We start from the raw sequence: 18,407 nt of genomic DNA on the forward strand, positions 1-18,407 counted from the left end.
TTTGAAGATCTGATCATGACATTGAGATTTAGTTCAAAAAAATCCCCGCTAATTTCTTAGCAGGGATTTGTGTATAAGAGACAGCTTTTAAAGCGCCTTTTTTATTGTCTTTTAATTACCTCTGGCAATAAACTCAATCCGATTGCCGCTAGGCTCTCTTATCATCATATGTTGGGTTGGGCCGCTACCTAAGTTTTCGGGTGCAAACTCTATAATAATATTATTTTGCATTTTTAAGTGTTCATGTAGCTCGCTTAACTTTTTGATACTTTCAACACTGAGTGCTAAATGGTGTAAGCCCACATTTTCTGCTCGATTAAACTCCACACGTTTTGCATCGTTTTTCACGCGCCATAATGTAATGGTTATTTTATTGTTTGATAAAAAATAAGCAGGATAGACTGGGTCATTCCCTAGCGTTTTAAAGCCAAGTACATCAGTAAAAAATGCTTTGGATGCATCTAAGTTTGATACGGTTAAACCTAAATGATCAACGCCACCAACCCAATTTGTATCAGCAATAGCTGAGGCTGATAGAAGGAGTAATGGGGAAAGGCTAAGTAGTAACTTTTGTTTAAGCATGAGATCTCTTGTTAATTAAATACAATTAACAAGAAGACCTAGTTAAATACGGTTACCTTACAAAAAAGTTAGGTATTTATAATCTGCTTTAGCAGCTTAATAAACGCTGCGTTACTTTTGATTGAGGGTTTTGAAAAACATCTTCAGTAGGACCGTATTCAACCACTTCGCCTTTATCAAGTACAACTACAAAATCACTAATGTGACGTACTAAACTTAAATGATGAGTGATCATCACATACGTAAGGCCTGTATCGCGCTGCAGCTTAAGTAACAAGTTTACTATTTGCGCCCGTATAGAGGGATCTAAAGATGAAACAGCTTCATCAAGTACAATCACCTTAGGATCTAAAATTAATGCACGAGAAAACGCTACACGCTGTAGCTGCCCCACACTAAACATATGCGGGTAGTAGTGTTTATGATCAATTAACAAACCCACCTTAGAAAGCGTTGCATCAATCTTTTCAGTGCGTTCACTAGCATCAAGCTCAGTATTATATTGCAGGCAATCATCAAGCATTTCGCCAATGGTTAACCCCGGGTTGAGCGATGCAGCTGAATCTTGAAAAATCATACGAATATGGCGACATTGATTATCGCGTACGCCATTATCTTCGATAATATTATTCTCGAGCAAAATTTGCCCGCTATCAGCGCTATCAGCTCCTGAAAGTAGTTTTGCCAACGTACTTTTACCTGCGCCTGTTTCGCCAATTATGGCAATGCTTTCACCTTTACCTACGCAAAATGAAATGTTTTTAAGGACTTCAAACTTTTTACGTGAAAAAAGCCCAGCTCGCACATTAAAGGTTTTACAAAGTGCTTGTACTTTTAACAGTGGTTGCATTACTTCATGTCCTTAATTAACGGGAAGTGACACGCATAACTATGGCCATGATGCTTAGTTAGGGCTGGTGTAACCACACAGGCTTTTTGTGCTTGCGGACAACGCGGCCCAAGGCGACAGCCAATGGGCAAATGTTGCAGGGTAGGGATAGTCCCTTTAAGCGCATAAAAAGGTTCTTTATGTGCTAAGCCTTGCTCGTAGTCTGGCAAGCTTTTTAGTAATGCTTGCGTGTATGGATGGCGAGGCTGTTTAAATATTTCATGGGTTGGGCCTGCTTCAACCATTTGCCCGCAATATAAGACATGAATGCCATGCGACCAATGTGCAATCTCTTCCAGTTCATGAGAGATCATCAAAATAGACATGTTTTTAAGTTGATTTAAGCTTTTTAGTAACCTAAATACTTGTGCGCGAGTTGTGCTCTCAAGCGCTGTAGTGGGCTCATCAGCGATTAAAAGTTTAGGCGTGCGAGCAATGGCCATCGCAATCATTACTTTTTGACATACGCCTTCAGAGAGCTCATGAGGGTAACTACTTAGTACCGCTTCGTGGTTTTTAATACCCACCTTATGAATAAGCGCTTTTACTCTGTCTTTTCTCTCTCGGTTGCGTTTTAAAAAGAAACCTTTAGTTGCGACCTCTGGGAGTGTTTCGGCAATTTGGTCAAATATTTTAGCGGTTGGGTCAAGGCAGCGACTTGGGTCTTGATAGATCATCGCTATATCTTGGCTTACTATTTTACGGCGTTTCTCTGGGCTTAAACGCATTAAGTCTACGCCGCGCCAATGAATACGGTCGGCAGTAATATCCCAGCGCTCGTTTAATACACCAATAATCGCTTTTGCTATTAAGCTTTTGCCAGAGCCAGACTCGCCCACAAGCGCATGTACTTCACCTTCTTTTAAGCTAAAGCTCACTCTGTCTACAGCTCTAATTACAGTTTCAGAGGTACGTAGTTCAATTGTTAAGTTACGAACATCGAGTAATTGCATTTAATCAGCCTTACGTGCTTTTAGCACTTGTCGCAGGCCATCGCCTACTAAATTAGTAGATAACACGGCTAAAAATAACAGTACACCAGGTAGCGCTACAGTCCACGGCGCTAAATAAATAAGGCCTAGATTTTCGGCTAATATTGCGCCCCATTCGGTCGTTGGTGGCTGAGCCCCTAATTTTAAAAATCCCAGTGCTGAAATATCTAATATCGCAGTAGAAAGCGCCATCGTGAATATAACCACAATATGCTCATAAATATTAGGGAAAATACCACGCGATATTATATGCCAATTAGATGCGCCATCGAGTCTAAACGCAGTAATGTAATCTTTACTTAATTCATCAACAATTAGGTTGCGCACCGAGTGAATAAATTGCGGTAGTAACGCTAAAATAATTGCCCATACGGTATTCATTAAACCAGGACCGAGTATGGCGATTATTATTATGGCCAATAACAAAGAAGGAATAGAAAGTGTTATATCAAGTAAATGATTTAAAAAGCTTGAACGCAACCCTTTACTAATCCCTGCAAAAGTCCCCACTAATACACCAAACAGGGTCGTGATTAGGGCAGCTACAACAGAAAGTCCAAACGTATATGTTGCACCATTCATTAAGCGCGAGAGTACATCACGGCCTAAATCATCGGTGCCTAAAATAAAGCGTACATCGCCCATTTCTCGCCATGAGGGCGGTATGAGTAGTGCATCACTATGCTGTTGGTTTACGCCATAGGGCGCTAAAAAAGGAGCTGTGGCGGCCAATAATGCAAACGCCATAAATATCCATAAACCAACCAAAGCTGGGTGATTGTTTTTAAATTTGCGCCAAAATCGCGCAAGTGGCGATTTATTCGACTCTTCAGAAAATAAATTAAACTTTGCCATGGGCCTGATTCCGCGAGAGTGGATCGAATAAAGTGTAAGTAAGCTCAGCTGTAATAGAGGCTAAAATAACAAATAAAGACACCGCCATTAATCCGCCTTGAATTGCAGGAAAGTCGCGCTGATAAATACTATCGATTAACCATCGGCCAATACCCGGCCAAGAAAAAATAACTTCAGTAATCATCGCAAGTGTTATCAAGGTGCTAAATTGCAAACCAATTTGCTTAATTACCGGTAGTAGAGCATTACGCAGTGCATGGTGCATGATAAGTTGACGGCGGTTAAGGCCTTTTGCCCTAGCTGTTTTAATAAAGTTTTGATCCATTACCTTAAGCATAGACTCGCGAGTAAAGCGCACTAATACCGTGGTTGGATACATGGCCAATACAATAGTAGGGAGTGTTAAATGACGCAGCGCATCAACAAAGGCCATCCCTTTATATGGAAATCCAGCTAGAGCAATATCAATTAATATAAACCCTGTACTGGCGGGTATTTCGTAAAGGAGGCCCATTCTGCCCGACATAGGAAACCAGCCAAGCTTTAATGAAAAAACCATTATTAACAACAATGCGAGCCAAAACACAGGCATTGAATAACCTACCATAGTGACAGAGTTTATAAGTTTGTCGGGCCAGCGTTTATGATAGCCAGAGCCTAAAATGCCAGTAGGTACACCAATAACAACCGATACAATTAATGCATATACGCTTAGCTCTAAAGTAGCCGGTAGTAAGTCAATAATATGGCTAAACACGCTGTTACCAGAGGCAAATGAAAGCCCCCAATCGCCTTGAAATATTCTCCCTAAAAAGGCAATGTATTGCATAAAGTAATTGCTGTTGTATAAATATTTATCCTCAAGCTCACTATGCTGTGCAAAGTTACCACTTGGTATGCCACTTAAATTACTTAGCGGATCACCGGGAAATAAATACGCCAGTGAAAACGTAAATACGCTGAGCATTAGTATCATAAAAAAGAACAAACCAAGGCGACGTAAAATATAATCTAAGATCATTATTTTTTCCTCGCATTAGCAAGCGAAATAGCACCAAACGGGCCAAGTGTTATGCCTTCCACATCAGCGCTACTTGCTTGAAAGCGCAAGCCATGAGCAATTGGTAATAACGGCAACTCTTTAATAATTAAGCTTTGTGCATCTTCGTAGTATTTTTTACGTTTGTTTAAATCAGTGGTGTCTAGTGCTTTAGTAAGCAATAAATCAAATTGGGGATTACACCAGTTTGCAGGGTTTTTGCCACTAAAAGTAGCGGTGCAACTCAGCAGCGGGCTAAAAAAGTTATCAGGGTCGGGTGTATCTGCGGCCCAACCAAGTAATACACTGTCGTGCCTATGCTCGCCAATACGTTGAATAAACGTATTCCACTCATATTCTACAATACTGACGTTAACGCCTACTTTGCGTAAATCACTTTGCATAAGCTCAGCCATTTTACGTGCGTTGGGATTATAAATACGACTCACAGGCATAGCCCATATCGTCATATCAAAGCCATTAGGCAACCCTGCTTCAATAAGTAATTTTTTAGCAAGTTCTGGATCAAACGTAGGTATATCTTCTTGTGGCTCAAATGCCCAAGAGGTTGGCGGCAAAATAGATTGTGCGCGAGTACCGTTACCGTAATAAACCGCCTGCATTATTTTATCTACATCTATTGCGTGCGCAAGCGCTTGGCGTACGCGTAAGTCGTCAAACGGAGCACGCTCTGTATTAAATGCCCAATAACCTATGTTTAAGTTTGTTTCTTTTTCGACGTTTATATCATCACGTTGCGCTAAAATGCTCAATTGCGCACTACTTGGATGAGCCGTTACATCGCACTCTTTAGTCAGCATTTTTGCTATGCGCGTAGTGCCGTTAGGGGTTATATCGTAAACCAATTGCTCAAGTGCAACGTCATGCTTCCAATAAAGTGGGTTACGGTAAAAGCGCACAAGATGATCTCGGCGGTATTCTTTATAAATATACGGGCCGGTGCCAATAGGGTACTGATCAAATAAGTTCTTTTGATTATTTTTCTTAAGTTTCATGGCGTATTCTTCTGAAAGCACCACGGCAAAGTCGGTAGCCATATTAGCTAAAAAACTACTTTCAGGATTAAACAATTCAAAACGGACTTGGTAGTCAGACACGCGCACAATTTTGCGAATAAGTTGATCAATTCCTACACTTTGAAAATACGGGTAATCGGCATCGCCCACAAAGTGATATGGATTATATACATCGAATAATCGGCTAAAGGTGAATATAACGTCGTCGGCGTTAAAGTCCCGCGATGGGGTAAAATAAGAAGTTGTATGAAACTTTACATCTTTACGCAGGGTAAAGGTAACCGATTTACCATCTTTGCTAATTTTCCAATCGGTCGCCAGCTCACTTTGAAACTCTGCCGTAACAGGGTCAATGCTAATTAAGCGGTCGTATAATTGGTTAGCAATTATATCAATAGTTGAACCGGTGGTCGTGACTTGCGGATTAAACGACACAGGGTTAGCTTCAGCGCAATAAACTAAGCCTTGGTTTTTTTCTTCTATGATTTCTTCTTTGCTATCAAGGCAACCAACTAAAGTGGTGGTAAGCAAAACAAGTAATAATTTATGCACCCGCATAACCTCTGACTATTGTTGATCCAACAAGTTGTATTTTTTAAGATAACCACGTAATTGATGATACGTTAAACCAAGTACTTCTGCAGTTTTCTTTTGATTAAATTGGCTATGTTCGAGTGCTTTATTAATCATATTTATTTCAAAGTCGTTTGAATGCTCTTTTAAGCTGCACGGAAATTGAATATCAACGGCTGAATCATTGCTTGCTTGAGTAACCGGCGGCGTAACAACAATAGGCTCTGCATTAACCGTTTGAGCCGCTACAGGTGCTTTAATACGCGCTTTTGGTCTAAATGGGCTATCGAATGGGTCTAAAATAATCTGGTGAACGGGAATATGTTCACTACCGTGGCGATACAAACTGCGTTCAACCACATTTTTAAGTTCACGAATATTACCAGGCCAATCATAACTAAGCAGTGTTTCTGTTGCGCTTCGGGTAAAGCCGCTAAACAGTTCCCACTCTAAATCGCGCGCCATGTTCATCGCAAACTGCTCAGCAAGAAGCATAATATCGTCTTGGCGTTCGCGCAGTGGTGGTAGGGTAATTACATCAAAGGCAAGGCGATCGAGTAAATCACTTCTAAATTCACCTTGCTCGGCCAAATAAGGAAGATCTTCGTTTGTCGCACACACTAAGCGGGTATCTACTTTTACAGTTTGTTTGCCTCCAACACGTTCAAACTCACCGTATTCTATAACGCGCAGCAGTTTTTCTTGTACCATAGCTGAGGTATTAGCTAATTCATCTAAAAACAGTGTGCCGCTGTTAGCGCGTTCAAAACGACCTTCGTGACGTTTACTTGCCCCCGTAAAAGCACCGCTTTCGTGGCCAAATAACTCACTTTCGAGTAGGTTTTCGTTAAGCGCTGCACAGTTAAGCTTTACGTAGTTTTGATCCCAGCGTTTTGATAAAAAGTGTAAGCGTGCTGCTATTAGCTCTTTACCTGTGCCGCGTTCACCAATAATAAGTACCGGTTTATCTAAATTAGCCAGTTGCGATACCTGATCTAATACAGACAGAAAGCTATCTGATTGGCCGAGTAAATTATCCTGTTGGCGATATTGGCTCATATTTCCTAACTCTTGGTCATTTTTACTAACAGTTAGTGTATTTCATAATTAGGGATAACTAAAGAAATTTGTATATTTAGTTTAACGTAATGAAAATAAAGTGTATTTTAACTTTTAAAAAGTTGGCAAGCATATTGATACTAGTTATAGCAGACTAACTAAGTTTTAATTACAGAGGTAAATGTTATGGGAATTTTTTCACGTTTTGCAGATATTGTTAATTCTAATATCAACGCCATTTTAGATAAAGCAGAAGACCCAGAAAAAATGGTTCGTCTGATTATTCAAGAAATGGAAGATACGCTTGTTGAAGTACGTTCTACATCAGCTAAAACATTGGCTGAGAAAAAAGAAATTGTACGCCGCTTAGATACACTTAAAGCGCAGGTAAGTGATTGGCAAGATAAAGCCGAACTGGCTTTAAGTAAAGACCGCGACGATTTAGCGCGTTCAGCCTTACTTGAAAAGCAAAAGTCGGCAGATGCAGTTGCTTCAGTAGCGAGTGAGCTTGAACATGTAGAGTCTCATATTGAGAAATTACAGCAAGAAGTAACGACGCTACAAGAAAAGCTAGCAGATGCTAAATCTCGTCAAAAAGCGATTATACTTCGCCAACGTTCGGCTGAGTCGCGCCTTGAAGTGAAAAAGACACTTGATAGCTCAAAAGTAGAAGAAGCACTTAACCGCTTTGAACGTTACGAAACCAAAATTGATGGACTAGAATCTCAAATTGAGTCGTACGATTTAGGTAAAAAGACGTTAGCGGATGAAATTGCTAATCTACAAAAAAATGAAAAGATAGATGATGAGCTAGCCGAACTTAAAAAGAAGTTAGCTGATAAATAATTACATATAAAAATATATGGGGCCCTTGTGCCCCAGCTTAAAAACATCAAAACGGATTGTCAGGAGAGGATTATGTTTGATCCAGAGATATTAGTTGCACCATTTATCTTGTTTATGATTTTTGTTGCTCCGCTGTGGCTAATTTTGCACTACCGTAGCAAGAAACAAGTAAGCCAAGGTTTAAGTGAGCACGAACATCGCCAATTACTTGAGCTTGCACACAAAGCTGAAAAAATGGCTGATCGATTAGAAACACTTGAAGCATTGCTTGATCAAGAGTCACCACAATGGAGACGCAAAGTATGAGTGCCAAACGCGAATTATTAAGAGACCCACAACGCGGTAAAATAGCCGGTGTATGTGCGGGATTAAGTGACTACTTTAATATGGAGTTATGGTTAGTTCGCATTATATTTGTTAGTGCGGTACTGCTAACGGGTGGCCCATTATTTGTGGTAGCGTATATTGCAGCCTGGTTCATTTTAGATAAAAAAGAGCCCGCAACAGCGCAAACAAAAAGCTCAACTAAAACTGATGATCCGCTAGAAGTAAAATTTAAAGTATGGCAAAAAGGCGAGCCGCCGCGCCGCGCATTGCAAGATTTAAAAGAGCGTTTAACGCGTGTAGATACTCGCCTTCAAGATATGGAGCGCCATGTAACTTCAAGCGAGTTTACGGTGAGCCGTGAAATTAACAAACTTTAAAGGATTTAATAGCACCTTATTTGCAGCGTGATAAATTACGGCAAATTAGGTGCAAGACACTTTATGAGCCAATCATTTGCAAAAAAGACCTTTAAAAGCATTAAAGGCAAAGCACAAAAAGCCCTTCATCGCAGTTTAGACCAACACGTAAAGCTTGCCGTAACTGGCCTAAGTGGTAGTGGTAAAACTGCCTTTATTACCGCGCTTGTTAAACACTTAACAACCCAAGCGGACGATAAAAACTTACCTTTTTTTGATGTAATGCGCGAGCACCGCCATGTGGCCACTAAAGTTGTGCCGCAAGAGGCGTTAAAAGTCCCTACGTTTAATTACCCTCGAGCACTCAATACTTTATTACCCAGCGATGGGATGCCTACATGGCCTGCATCTACCGAGCGTATTAATACGCTGCGCTTGGCAATAAAGTATCAAAGTAATGCAGGGCTGCGTGGGCACTTTTCGCCGCAATCAACGCTTTATTTAGATATTATTGACTACCCGGGTGAATGGCTCCTTGATTTACCTATGCTTGAGCAAAGCTATTCTCAATGGTGCGAGCAGCAATATCCGTTATTAACTCAGCCTTCGCGCGTAAACACATCAAGTGACTTTTTAGTGGCCGTTGATCAACTTGACTTAAACGCCCCCGTTGATGAAAACGCACTTGCCCATATTGCTCAGCTTTATCAAAGCATGTTAGTCGGGCTTAAAAAAGACACCAAACTTGCCATGTTACAACCTGGGCGCATGCTAATGCCTGGCGACCTACAAGGCGCGCCATTGTTATTGTTTTTTCCGGTATCGGGTGAAATAAACAGTGACGATGTCGTTGCGGGTTCTAATTTAGCGCATTTAATTAAGCGTTTTAACGCCTATATAAAAGAAGTTGTAAAACCATTTTATAATGAGCATTTTAGGCACTTTGATCGCCAAATTGTACTTGTAGATGTACTTAGTGCATTAAACGAAGGGCACGAAACACTCCAAGAGCAAAGCAGTGTAATAAACCAATTACTCGCACATTTTAACTATGGCGAGTCGGGCTTTTTTAAACGTTTATTTAAGCCCAACATAGACAAAATATTATTTGCAGCTAATAAATCAGATCACATAAGTGCTAAGCACCATAAAGATTTAGCACTGCTACTTGATTCGCTCGTGCATGAGCAAAGTAATCATTTAAAGTTTGATGGTGTAAAAATAGAAACCATGGCCATGTCGTCAATTACAGCAACGCAACCGCGCCAAATTACCGACAAAGGCCAAACGCTTGACTGCATTTACGGTAAACCATTACACGAGCCTGATTGGCTTACGTATCTACCGCCGCAACCACCCTCGCGGATGCTTAATAAAAATGAGTGGCCAGCACAGGGATTTGAGTTTTTATCGTTCTCTCCAATGCCGAGCCCCGATAAACAACTAAAACATATTCGATTAGATCATGTCATGCAGTACCTGCTAGGAGACAAATTAACATGAGTGAGTCAAACCAAACATTTCAAGCAGGGCGTCGTATAGATACGCAAAGCATTGAGCAAAACGAACCCGTTTTAGCACCTGCAAAAATTATTCAGCACGGACAAAGTGATTACGAAGAACTTGAAGATGAAGCACTAGAGCCAGAAATAGATCTGGAACCTGTGTACAAAAAGTCAAAGTGGCAAACGCTTAAAGGTGTTTTTGCTATTAGTTTTATAGTACTGGTGCTTTTAGAGTTTGCGTACTCGTTATTATTTGCTTTCGAGCAGTCAATTATTTTAGGCAGTGTTTATTTAACTGCGGTTGTAAGTGGCGTGCTGCTAATTGGGCGCTTATTGTGGCGAGAGTACCGAATGCTGCGCAGTTTAAAGCGGAACCAACTGCACCGAGTTGAAGCCGACAGGCTTTTAAACAGCGAGCAAGTAGGCGGTGCATTACCTTGGCTCGAAAAGCTTAATAAACATCAGGAGCTTGATAACTTTGAAACCTTTAAAAACCAAGTAGCGATGCATCACAGCGACAAAGAAATAATGACGCTGTACGCCAACAGTTTATTAATAACCCAAGACACCAAAGCTAAAAAGCTTATAAATCGTTTTGCGACTGAATCTGCACTGCTAGTTGCCCTAAGCCCGCTTGCGCTGGTGGATATGATGGCTGTGCTTTGGCGTGGTACTAAGTTAATTGAACAAATTGGTAAAATTTACGGCATTGGTTTTGGCTACGCGAGCCGTATAAAGTTATACCGCATGTTGATAAAACAAGTAATGTTTGTTGGCAGTGCAGAGCTTGTATCTGACCTTGCTGCAACTGCACTAAGTGCTGAGCTTTTAGGTAAGCTTTCGGGACGAGCTGCGCAAGGGGTCAGCGCCGGTATTTTTACAGCGCGTATTGGTTACAAAGCAATGGAGCTTAGTCGCCCATTACCACGGCTTGAAAACAAACGCAGCTTACTAAAAGGCACTGTGCAAAGCATCGCAGGTAAAATTATGAGCCGTAAAAAGGCGGAGTCAACGCAGTAAAATACGAGGGCGTGTTTATCTTTGATGGTTGAATTTGCAGCAGTCTGTTTGGTATTTAGGCAAGGCAGAGCCTATGTAGTGTGGTTATTCCCCATAAATAGGTGATAACGTAGCATTAATGCCAAACAGGCGCTGCCCAAAGGGTTCTTCCTAGGGGCTATTTACTCTTTGTTGCCTACATGGATGTAGGTAAGGGGCGTGAGCAGGACGCGGAAGCTTTGCTCGGTTTTACTTATTCTTACATGGATGTAAGCCAGTAGGGTAACGCAGGAGCAGTTACCGAGCCCACTAGGTTACAAACCTCGCGCCGCGATTTAATCTTCCTTGGATTGAACAAATTTCAATCCGCAAAGGTCAACACGCCCTGGTGGCAATATTTGTGTACAAACGTGCGCTGCACGGTTTTTACACAAATAGCCATCTGAGCATCCGGCATGCTTGCTGTTTGTAAGCGCATACGTTTTGATTGTTGAATCGCAAAAACATAATAATCAAAAAAATGAGCCTACAATGAGCAAGCATCATATAAACACCCAGTGTATTCACGGACCACAAAAAGCAAACGACCCGCACGGCGCACTTACTTCTCCTTTGTATCAAACCTCGACCTTTCATTTTGAAAATGCCGCACAAGGTGCTGCGCGTTTTGCAGGCGACGAACCTGGCTATATTTATACGCGTTTAGGAAACCCCACAACCACAGAGCTTGAACAAAAAGTTGCTCAACTAGAGAGTTGTGAAGCAGCAGCTGCAACCGCAACAGGTATGGGGGCTGTATCTGCCTCAGTACTGAGCTTTTTATCGCAAGGAGATCATCTTGTTGCCTCAAGTGCTTTATATGGTTGTACCTTTGCGTTTTTCTCGCATATGTTGCCGCGCTGGGGAATCGAAGTCACTTTTGTTGATATGACCAACGAGGACGAACTACGCGCTGCCATCAAACCTAATTCAAAAATGATATTTGTAGAAACGCCAATCAACCCCACTATGGCGGTTATTGATTTGGCACTTATTGGCGCAGTTGCTAAAGAGCACAACTTAATTAGTGTGGTCGACAACACCTTTTTAACGCCGCTACTGCAATCGCCTAAAAAATACGGTATCGACATTATAATGCACAGTGCGACCAAGTACTTAAACGGCCACGGAGATGTAGTTGCCGGTATTGTATGTGGATCGTTTGAGCACATAACACACATTAAAATGACCGTACTAAAAGATATTGGTGCAACCATAAGCCCACACGATGCATGGCTAATTAATCGAGGCCTAAAAACACTCGCTATTAGAATAGAGCGCCATTGTCAAAGCGCACAAACAATAGCGCAATATCTAGAGGCTCACCCACAAGTAAGCACCGTATATTACCCGGGGCTTAAGTCGCACCCAGGTTATAAGTTTATTGGTAATCAAATGAAAGCCGCTGGTGGTGTTATTGCGTTTGAAATAAAAGGCACGCTACAAGATGGCGCACAATTTATTGATAGTATGAAACTTTGTACACTTGCAGTAAGCCTCGGCGACGCTGAAACACTGATTCAGCATCCTGCATCTATGACTCACTCGCCTTATACGCCAGAGGAGCGAGCTGCCGCTGGAATAAGTGATGGGCTGATCAGACTCTCGGTTGGGCTTGAAGATGTTAACGACATTATTAGTGATTTAGACCAAGCTTTTACTAAAATTGGTTAGGTGTATTTAATTATATACACTAAAAACAAGGTGTAGGCCTTTGTTTAAAGGCCTGTATTTTTAGTGTGCCATAGCTGTAATTTTAACTTTACAATGTAAGTGATCGCGCTAAATACTGATGTTAGCCTATCTATTAAACTTTTCTTCACTTTTGCATAGTATGGGGCCATTCGATATTCATTAGGTTTGAGTATCACACTGACACCGATTTAGGGCTCACACCCAAGAAGGTACTTATGGCTAAAGCAAGTAAATACACATCCAAAACACCAGACGAAAATGGTGTTATACATTGGAGTGATGAAGAAAATAAAATTTGGTCTGAGCTTGTAGCGCGCCAACTTGCATGCATTGAAGGCAAAGCCTGCGATGAGTACATGCAAGGGTTAAAAAAGATTAACCTGCCGCACGACCGCATTCCGCAGTTAAGCGAACTAAACGAAGTGTTACTAGCCACAACCGGTTGGCAAGTTGCACCAGTACCTGCGCTTATCGACTTTGATGAGTTTTTTAGATTACTGGCAAACAAGCAGTTTCCGGTAGCTACATTTATTCGTAGCCGCGAAGAATTTGACTACCTACAAGAGCCTGATATTTTTCATGAAATATTTGGCCATTGCGCCATGCTAACTAACCCTGACTTTGCCGAGTTTACGCATAAGTACGGGCAATTAGGTTACGCAGCGCAGAAAAAAGACCGTGTATACCTTGCGCGTATATACTGGTTTACAGTCGAATTTGGTTTAATGCAAACCGAACACGGTCTGCGTATTTACGGCGGTGGTATTTTATCAAGCCCAGGGGAGACTCAGTACGTATACTCAAACACGCCAGAAATCAGCCCAATGAATGTTCTAGATGTACTGCGTACGCCGTACCGTATTGATATTATGCAACCACAGTACTACACCATAAATTCGATTCATGATCTGTTTGATATATCACAAATGGATATTATGACTTTGGTTGAGCGAGCTAAAGAGCTTGGTTTGCACGACCCAAAATTTCCACCAAAAGAAAAATTAGCCAGTTAAACATTAATGCTACAAAAGCTAAAAGTAAGGATTTAGAATGTCTTCATTAAGTGCACAAAAATGCGAAGCCTGTCATGTAGATGCGCCAAAAGTATCTGACGAAGAGTTAGCACAATTAATTACTAAAATCCCAGATTGGGTACCAGAAGTACGTGACGGCATTATGCAGCTTGAGCGTGTTTATAAATTTAAAAACTTCAAACAGGCTATCGCGTTTACTAACAAAGTAGGCGACATGGCAGAAGACGAAGGCCATCACCCAGGTTTATTAACCGAGTGGGGCAAAGTAACGGTTACATGGTGGAGCCATTCAATTAAAGGCCTACACAAAAACGATTTTATTTGCGCAGCTAAAACAGACGACGTATTTAACGCGCTGTAGTTAAAAATTAATTGAGCGAACTAAAAAGGCACTTTTCAGTGCCTTTTTTATTGCAATAATTGTGTATTAAATACGATGCTTATTTAAGGTTTATCGCTATTTAACATGTCATCGTGTTCGGCCATATCCCAAGGTAGTTCACCTGGGCTGTTACCTAAAAAGTGTAAGTAATTCTCAAATTGATCAAGAATATCCTTCACAATATCATCTTCACTGTAACCATACACATCGTAAGATTGCCCACCACGGCGTAAGAAAACATCAGCCTTGTAATACATTTCGATGTTATCAATCTCAGGTTTCAGCTCAGAATAGGCAAAGCTTGGCATAGGGTGTTCGGTTAGACGAATGTCATACACAAAATCAACATGCTCATGGCGTAGCACAGTTAAATGAGCACGGCCTAAGTCGGTATCAAAATCAACCTCTGCATGCCATTGTCGCGCTTTTAATTCAGCCTGAACGGCTTGCATTGCTTGTACTACCACACTACTAATGAAGGTGTGTACTTTTTCTTTATTGGGGTAATTAACCATGGCGGCTAAACGGCGCTTCCAATGAGATAAGTTAATATTACGGCCATTAAGCGCATGTGCTTGTAAACTAGTATCGCGATGGCCTTCAATGGTGAGTGCTCGCCAAAGCCCAGCGGTGGCAATAAGCATAATAATCGCAAAGGGTAAGGCACTGGCTATAGTCATAGTTTGTAGCGCACTTAACCCACCTGCCACTAATAAAACAGCAGCCACCGCGCCCTCTAGCACAGCCCAAAACACGCGTTGCCATGCGGGTGTATTAATATTACCTCCAGAGGCGAGAGAATCAATAACTAATGATCCTGAGTCAGACGAAGTAACAAAAAAGGTAATGATTAGAATAACGGTAAGTAGCGAAATAATAAATGATAACGGTAACACCTCAAATAACTGAAACAATGCAACAGCTTGGTTTGCTTGAACATCAGTAATTAAAGTATTGAACCCTTCATTCATTATTAGATTTAACGCGGTATCACCAAACACAGAAAACCATAAAAAGGTAAAAATAGTCGGGACTAGCATCACGCCAACAACAAATTGCCTGATGGTTCTGCCGCGGCTAATTTTAGCGATAAACATGCCAACAAAGGGTGCCCAAGCAATAGTCCAGCCAAATATAAATAGGGTCCAGTTACCAATCCAATCACTACGGCTGTACGCCTGTAAATTAAAAGTACGCTCAACAATACCGCTAAGGTAGCTGCCGGTATTTTGTAAAAACGATTCAAGAATATGAATAGTAGGGCCAATAAAAAATACAAAGGCCATTAACGACACTGCAAGAGTCATGTTTACAATAGATAAGCGCTTTACACCTTTATCCATCCCAGCCACTACTGAGAGAGTAGCTGCTGCGGTAATAATGGCAATAGCAGTAATTTGTACTGTGGTATTAATAGGGATACTTGGCCACAAATAATGCAGCCCAGCATTAATTTGGGTAACGGAAAGTCCTAACGTTGTGGCAATGCCAAATAACGTGCCTAATATGGCAAACACATCAACAGTGTGACCAATAGGACCATATATTTTATCACCAATAAGTGGATACAACGCTGAGCGAATCGACAGTGGGAGGCCATGACGAAATGCAAAATACGCAAGGACTAAACCGACAATCCCATAGATTGCCCATATGTGAAAACCCCAATGAAAAAATGCAATTTGCATAGCTTGCTTGGCAGCGTCGACGGTTTCTGCTGCGCCTGCGGGCGGAGATGCATAATGGAGCACGGGCTCTGCTACACCAAAATAAAGTAATGCGACTCCGTAACCGGCCGAAAATAGCATAGCAAACCATTCAGCGAAACTGTATTGCGGCTGCGCATGATCAGGGCCCAGCTTGATATTTCCCCAGCTGGAGGCTGCTACACAAACAATGAAAACTAAGAAAATAGCGACTGATAACATATAAAACCAACCAAAGGTTTCTGTTATCCACTTGAGGGTAACGCTGAATACTTGCCCTGCGAGTTCAGGGTTGCTAATTGTACCAATTACCAAGAGCAGAATAATAACCACTGCAGGTAAAAATACCGGTAGCAAAATAGTTGAGCGTAAAGCAGTTTTTGTCATATTAATCCTTAATATTAATTGCTAACTTTCAATTATACTTTACTACCTTATTATATCTTGGGTGTGTTGGCTAATTCAGTCTCTTGTTTAAGATTATCAAATTTTATTGTTGCCACTTATCAAGGTTAAACTAAAGATTAACATTACTTGGGATTTTAAATATGGAATATGTTTATCATTACACTTCTGCAGATGGTTTAAAGGGAATTTTAGAGAGCAAAAGTTTATGGGCTACTAACGCAGAGTATCTAAATGATTTTAGAGAAATAAAGCAAGGTATTGATAGAATAAAATCACTCAGAGGGAGTTTGTCTGAGTTTTCACAAATCAAACTCGAAGAAATTTATGCCAAACACAAAAATATACCTTTAGATGTTACCCAAAAAGAAATGCGAAGTAAGGACGTGCATCTCGCAAATCATTTTTTAAATTTTCTATGGAATATAATTGATAATAATACCATTGATGAAATTTATACCACTTCATTTACAACTAAGCGTGATAGCCTAAACCACTGGCTAACTTACGGGTCAGAGCAAACTTCATATTGCATAAAGTTTAATAAAGAAAAGCTATTTGATGATGAGTACTTTAGGCAAAGAAAACTTTTGAGTGGCTATGATGATGTTGATTACCAACCAACTGAGGAAATGCTTCATTCTTTAATTGAAGAACACTATCTGCCTGAGGTTTTAAGTTATGTGTTAGATCCAAATTTAAATGGAAATGACCTAAATGAAAAATGTGCTATTGCTGCAATTGAAATTTTTAATGAAGCGATTTTTAAGATTGCTAGCATAAAAGATCAAGCGTTCGAATATGAAGAAGAGTATCGTTTTACTCTTTTTTACCCTGGTTTAGTCTCATTAAATGAAAATACTGAAAAGGGTTATTTTGATTTTATAGACTCCTCTAATATTGATTTTATAGAGCTTGAAAATGGAGTGAAAGAGTTTTTTCCTTTATGCTACAGAACCCTAAAGTCTGGCATTATAGCCCCATATAGAGCGATACCTTTTCCTAAAAATTCAATTGATGAAATTATAATAGGACCATCAGAAAATAATGAGTTAGCTGTTAAAGGCTTAAAGTCTTTTTTGAGTTCATTAAATTTTGATGTAGAAGTGTCTAGTACTAAAACTTCATTTAGAAGAATTTAAAAAAGCTCCAAACCAAAGGGCTTAGAGCTTTCTATATATAATTAAAGTTTAGCTAAAACACTTAACTTCAACGTATCGTTGGGTTTCGTTTCACTCAACCCAATCGACTATTACTCATCAATTGAGCGTAGTAGGGCGTTGATGCCTACTTTTTCACGTGTTTGTTTGTCTACTTTTTTAACGATGATTGCAGCGTAAAGGCTGTGGGTGCCATCTTTTGACGGTAGTGCGCCTGGAACAACTACTGCCCCTGCTGGTACGCGGCCGTAGTGAATTTCGCCGGTTTCGCGGTCATAAATACGAGTGCTTTGGCTGATGTAAACGCCCATTGAAATTACTGCGCCTTCTTCAACAATTACGCCTTCAACAATTTCAGAACGTGCGCCAATAAAGCAGTTGTCTTCAATGATAGTTGGATTAGCTTGTAGAGGCTCTAAAACGCCGCCTATGCCTACGCCACCTGATAAATGTACGTTCTTACCAATTTGTGCACATGAGCCTACAGTCGCCCATGTATCAACCATGGTGCCGTCGTCAACGTATGCGCCAATATTTACGTACGATGGCATAAGTACGACGTTTTTACCTACAAAGCTGCCTTTACGTGCTACTGCGTTTGGTACTACGCGCATACCACCTTGCTGAAATTGCTCTGGCGTGTAGTCGCTAAATTTAAGTGGTACTTTGTCGTAAAACTGGTTTACGCCGTCGTTCATTGGTTGGTTGTCGCGAATACGAAACGACAGTAAAACGGCTTTTTTAAGCCACTGGTGTACAACCCATTCACCTGATATTTTTTCAGCAACGCGTGCTGCGCCGCTATCAAGCAAATCAAGTGCATCAATAATGGCTTGTTTTACGTCGCTTGATACTGTGCTTGGGCTAATACTATCGCGGTTGTCCCATGCGTTTTCGATCATCGTTTTTAAATCTGACATGTGTGTC

18 protein-coding genes are annotated in these 18,407 nt (G+C 40.8%); 9 read left to right on the top strand and 9 right to left on the bottom strand.

Going from position 1 to position 18,407, the window contains the following annotated elements; genetic code table 11:
• Window positions 1-111 precede the first annotated feature (111 nt).
• The 7 genes from GQR47_RS10000 to pspF form a co-directional block, all read right to left on the bottom strand.
• Window positions 112-582, bottom strand: coding sequence for a VOC family protein (locus GQR47_RS10000; protein WP_024597287.1), 471 nt, complete (start codon window positions 580-582; stop codon window positions 112-114).
• Window positions 583-670: 88 nt separating this feature from the next.
• Window positions 671-1,432: an ABC transporter ATP-binding protein gene (locus GQR47_RS10005; RefSeq protein ID WP_002958339.1), complete on the bottom strand. Its 762-nt coding sequence runs from the start codon at window positions 1,430-1,432 to the stop codon at window positions 671-673.
• On the bottom strand, window positions 1,432-2,424 hold the full coding sequence (locus GQR47_RS10010; RefSeq protein WP_002958338.1) for an oligopeptide/dipeptide ABC transporter ATP-binding protein: 993 nt from the start codon (window positions 2,422-2,424) through the stop codon (window positions 1,432-1,434). Before GQR47_RS10010 ends, GQR47_RS10005 begins: the two co-directional genes overlap by 1 nt.
• Window positions 2,425-3,318: an ABC transporter permease subunit gene (locus tag GQR47_RS10015; RefSeq protein ID WP_002958337.1), complete on the bottom strand. Its 894-nt coding sequence runs from the start codon at window positions 3,316-3,318 to the stop codon at window positions 2,425-2,427. It lies immediately after the preceding gene.
• On the bottom strand, window positions 3,305-4,339 hold the full coding sequence (locus GQR47_RS10020; RefSeq protein WP_002958336.1) for an ABC transporter permease: 1,035 nt from the start codon (window positions 4,337-4,339) through the stop codon (window positions 3,305-3,307). Before GQR47_RS10020 ends, GQR47_RS10015 begins: the two co-directional genes overlap by 14 nt.
• Window positions 4,339-5,946: an ABC transporter substrate-binding protein gene (locus GQR47_RS10025; protein ID WP_024596506.1), complete on the bottom strand. Its 1,608-nt coding sequence runs from the start codon at window positions 5,944-5,946 to the stop codon at window positions 4,339-4,341. Before GQR47_RS10025 ends, GQR47_RS10020 begins: the two co-directional genes overlap by 1 nt.
• Window positions 5,947-5,961: 15 nt before the next feature.
• Window positions 5,962-7,026, bottom strand: a complete 1,065-nt coding sequence (gene pspF / locus GQR47_RS10030; protein ID WP_024596505.1) for a phage shock protein operon transcriptional activator — start codon at window positions 7,024-7,026, stop codon at window positions 5,962-5,964.
• Between the two features lie 186 nt (window positions 7,027-7,212).
• Here pspF and pspA point away from each other — a divergent pair, with 186 nt between their 5' ends.
• From pspA to GQR47_RS10070, 8 genes are all read left to right on the top strand, one after another.
• The gene (gene pspA / locus GQR47_RS10035; RefSeq protein ID WP_007376832.1) at window positions 7,213-7,872 is read left to right on the top strand and encodes a phage shock protein PspA; all 660 of its coding nucleotides are present in this window, start codon (window positions 7,213-7,215) and stop codon (window positions 7,870-7,872) included.
• Between the two features lie 72 nt (window positions 7,873-7,944).
• Window positions 7,945-8,178 (top strand): envelope stress response membrane protein PspB, encoded by a 234-nt coding sequence (gene pspB, locus GQR47_RS10040; protein WP_024596504.1) that lies wholly within the window; start codon window positions 7,945-7,947, stop codon window positions 8,176-8,178.
• A complete protein-coding gene (pspC, locus tag GQR47_RS10045; protein WP_024596503.1) occupies window positions 8,175-8,576 on the top strand; it encodes an envelope stress response membrane protein PspC in 402 nt (133 codons plus the stop codon). Before pspB ends, pspC begins: the two co-directional genes overlap by 4 nt.
• Window positions 8,577-8,639: 63 nt before the next feature.
• Complete coding sequence (locus GQR47_RS10050) at window positions 8,640-10,058, top strand: YcjX family protein (RefSeq protein ID WP_024603637.1); 1,419 nt, start codon at window positions 8,640-8,642, stop codon at window positions 10,056-10,058.
• Complete coding sequence (locus tag GQR47_RS10055) at window positions 10,055-11,080, top strand: TIGR01620 family protein (protein ID WP_024603638.1); 1,026 nt, start codon at window positions 10,055-10,057, stop codon at window positions 11,078-11,080. Before GQR47_RS10050 ends, GQR47_RS10055 begins: the two co-directional genes overlap by 4 nt.
• Before the next feature lie 510 nt (window positions 11,081-11,590).
• Window positions 11,591-12,772 (top strand): methionine gamma-lyase, encoded by a 1,182-nt coding sequence (gene megL, locus GQR47_RS10060; protein WP_024596502.1) that lies wholly within the window; start codon window positions 11,591-11,593, stop codon window positions 12,770-12,772.
• Between the two features lie 236 nt (window positions 12,773-13,008).
• Window positions 13,009-13,806 (top strand): phenylalanine 4-monooxygenase, encoded by a 798-nt coding sequence (phhA, locus tag GQR47_RS10065; protein WP_024596501.1) that lies wholly within the window; start codon window positions 13,009-13,011, stop codon window positions 13,804-13,806.
• Window positions 13,807-13,843: 37 nt separating this feature from the next.
• Window positions 13,844-14,188 carry a 4a-hydroxytetrahydrobiopterin dehydratase gene (locus GQR47_RS10070; protein ID WP_002958326.1) on the top strand — a complete coding sequence of 115 codons (345 nt, stop codon included), beginning with the start codon at window positions 13,844-13,846 and terminating at the stop codon, window positions 14,186-14,188.
• A gap of 83 nt (window positions 14,189-14,271) precedes the next feature.
• On the opposite strand, the gene GQR47_RS10075 is transcribed toward GQR47_RS10070, so the two are convergent.
• Window positions 14,272-16,302 carry a BCCT family transporter gene (locus GQR47_RS10075; protein WP_024606267.1) on the bottom strand — a complete coding sequence of 677 codons (2,031 nt, stop codon included), beginning with the start codon at window positions 16,300-16,302 and terminating at the stop codon, window positions 14,272-14,274.
• Between the two features lie 161 nt (window positions 16,303-16,463).
• On the opposite strand from GQR47_RS10075, the gene GQR47_RS10080 reads away from it, so the two are divergent.
• On the top strand, window positions 16,464-17,462 hold the full coding sequence (locus GQR47_RS10080) for a DUF2971 domain-containing protein (RefSeq protein ID WP_024596500.1): 999 nt from the start codon (window positions 16,464-16,466) through the stop codon (window positions 17,460-17,462).
• 110 nt (window positions 17,463-17,572) lie between these two features.
• Here the strand turns inward: GQR47_RS10080 and dapD are convergent, their stop codons facing one another.
• Window positions 17,573-18,400, bottom strand: a complete 828-nt coding sequence (dapD, locus tag GQR47_RS10085; protein ID WP_002958324.1) for a 2,3,4,5-tetrahydropyridine-2,6-dicarboxylate N-succinyltransferase — start codon at window positions 18,398-18,400, stop codon at window positions 17,573-17,575.
• Between the last annotated feature and the right edge of the window lie 7 nt (window positions 18,401-18,407).

Source organism: Pseudoalteromonas sp. Z1A2 (assembly GCF_011378755.1).
In the GTDB taxonomy this organism is placed as follows: Bacteria; Pseudomonadota; Gammaproteobacteria; order Enterobacterales; family Alteromonadaceae; genus Pseudoalteromonas; species Pseudoalteromonas distincta.

Excerpts from the sequence above, each read along its gene's own strand:
- GQR47_RS10000 (WP_024597287.1), bottom strand. The coding sequence starts at position 582 with ATGCTTAAACAAAAGTTACTACTTAGCCTTTCCCCATTACTCCTTCTA.
- pspB (WP_024596504.1), top strand. The coding sequence starts at position 7,945 with ATGTTTGATCCAGAGATATTAGTTGCACCATTTATCTTGTTTATGATT.
- pspF (WP_024596505.1), bottom strand. The coding sequence starts at position 7,026 with ATGAGCCAATATCGCCAACAGGATAATTTACTCGGCCAATCAGATAGC.
- GQR47_RS10070 (WP_002958326.1), top strand. The coding sequence starts at position 13,844 with ATGTCTTCATTAAGTGCACAAAAATGCGAAGCCTGTCATGTAGATGCG.
- GQR47_RS10055 (WP_024603638.1), top strand. The coding sequence starts at position 10,055 with ATGAGTGAGTCAAACCAAACATTTCAAGCAGGGCGTCGTATAGATACG.
- phhA (WP_024596501.1), top strand. The coding sequence starts at position 13,009 with ATGGCTAAAGCAAGTAAATACACATCCAAAACACCAGACGAAAATGGT.
- GQR47_RS10005 (WP_002958339.1), bottom strand. The coding sequence starts at position 1,432 with ATGCAACCACTGTTAAAAGTACAAGCACTTTGTAAAACCTTTAATGTG.
- GQR47_RS10015 (WP_002958337.1), bottom strand. The coding sequence starts at position 3,318 with ATGGCAAAGTTTAATTTATTTTCTGAAGAGTCGAATAAATCGCCACTT.
- GQR47_RS10010 (WP_002958338.1), bottom strand. The coding sequence starts at position 2,424 with ATGCAATTACTCGATGTTCGTAACTTAACAATTGAACTACGTACCTCT.
- megL (WP_024596502.1), top strand. The coding sequence starts at position 11,591 with ATGAGCAAGCATCATATAAACACCCAGTGTATTCACGGACCACAAAAA.
- pspC (WP_024596503.1), top strand. The coding sequence starts at position 8,175 with ATGAGTGCCAAACGCGAATTATTAAGAGACCCACAACGCGGTAAAATA.
- dapD (WP_002958324.1), bottom strand. The coding sequence starts at position 18,400 with ATGTCAGATTTAAAAACGATGATCGAAAACGCATGGGACAACCGCGAT.
- GQR47_RS10080 (WP_024596500.1), top strand. The coding sequence starts at position 16,464 with ATGGAATATGTTTATCATTACACTTCTGCAGATGGTTTAAAGGGAATT.
- GQR47_RS10020 (WP_002958336.1), bottom strand. The coding sequence starts at position 4,339 with ATGATCTTAGATTATATTTTACGTCGCCTTGGTTTGTTCTTTTTTATG.
- GQR47_RS10075 (WP_024606267.1), bottom strand. The coding sequence starts at position 16,302 with ATGACAAAAACTGCTTTACGCTCAACTATTTTGCTACCGGTATTTTTA.
- GQR47_RS10050 (WP_024603637.1), top strand. The coding sequence starts at position 8,640 with ATGAGCCAATCATTTGCAAAAAAGACCTTTAAAAGCATTAAAGGCAAA.
- pspA (WP_007376832.1), top strand. The coding sequence starts at position 7,213 with ATGGGAATTTTTTCACGTTTTGCAGATATTGTTAATTCTAATATCAAC.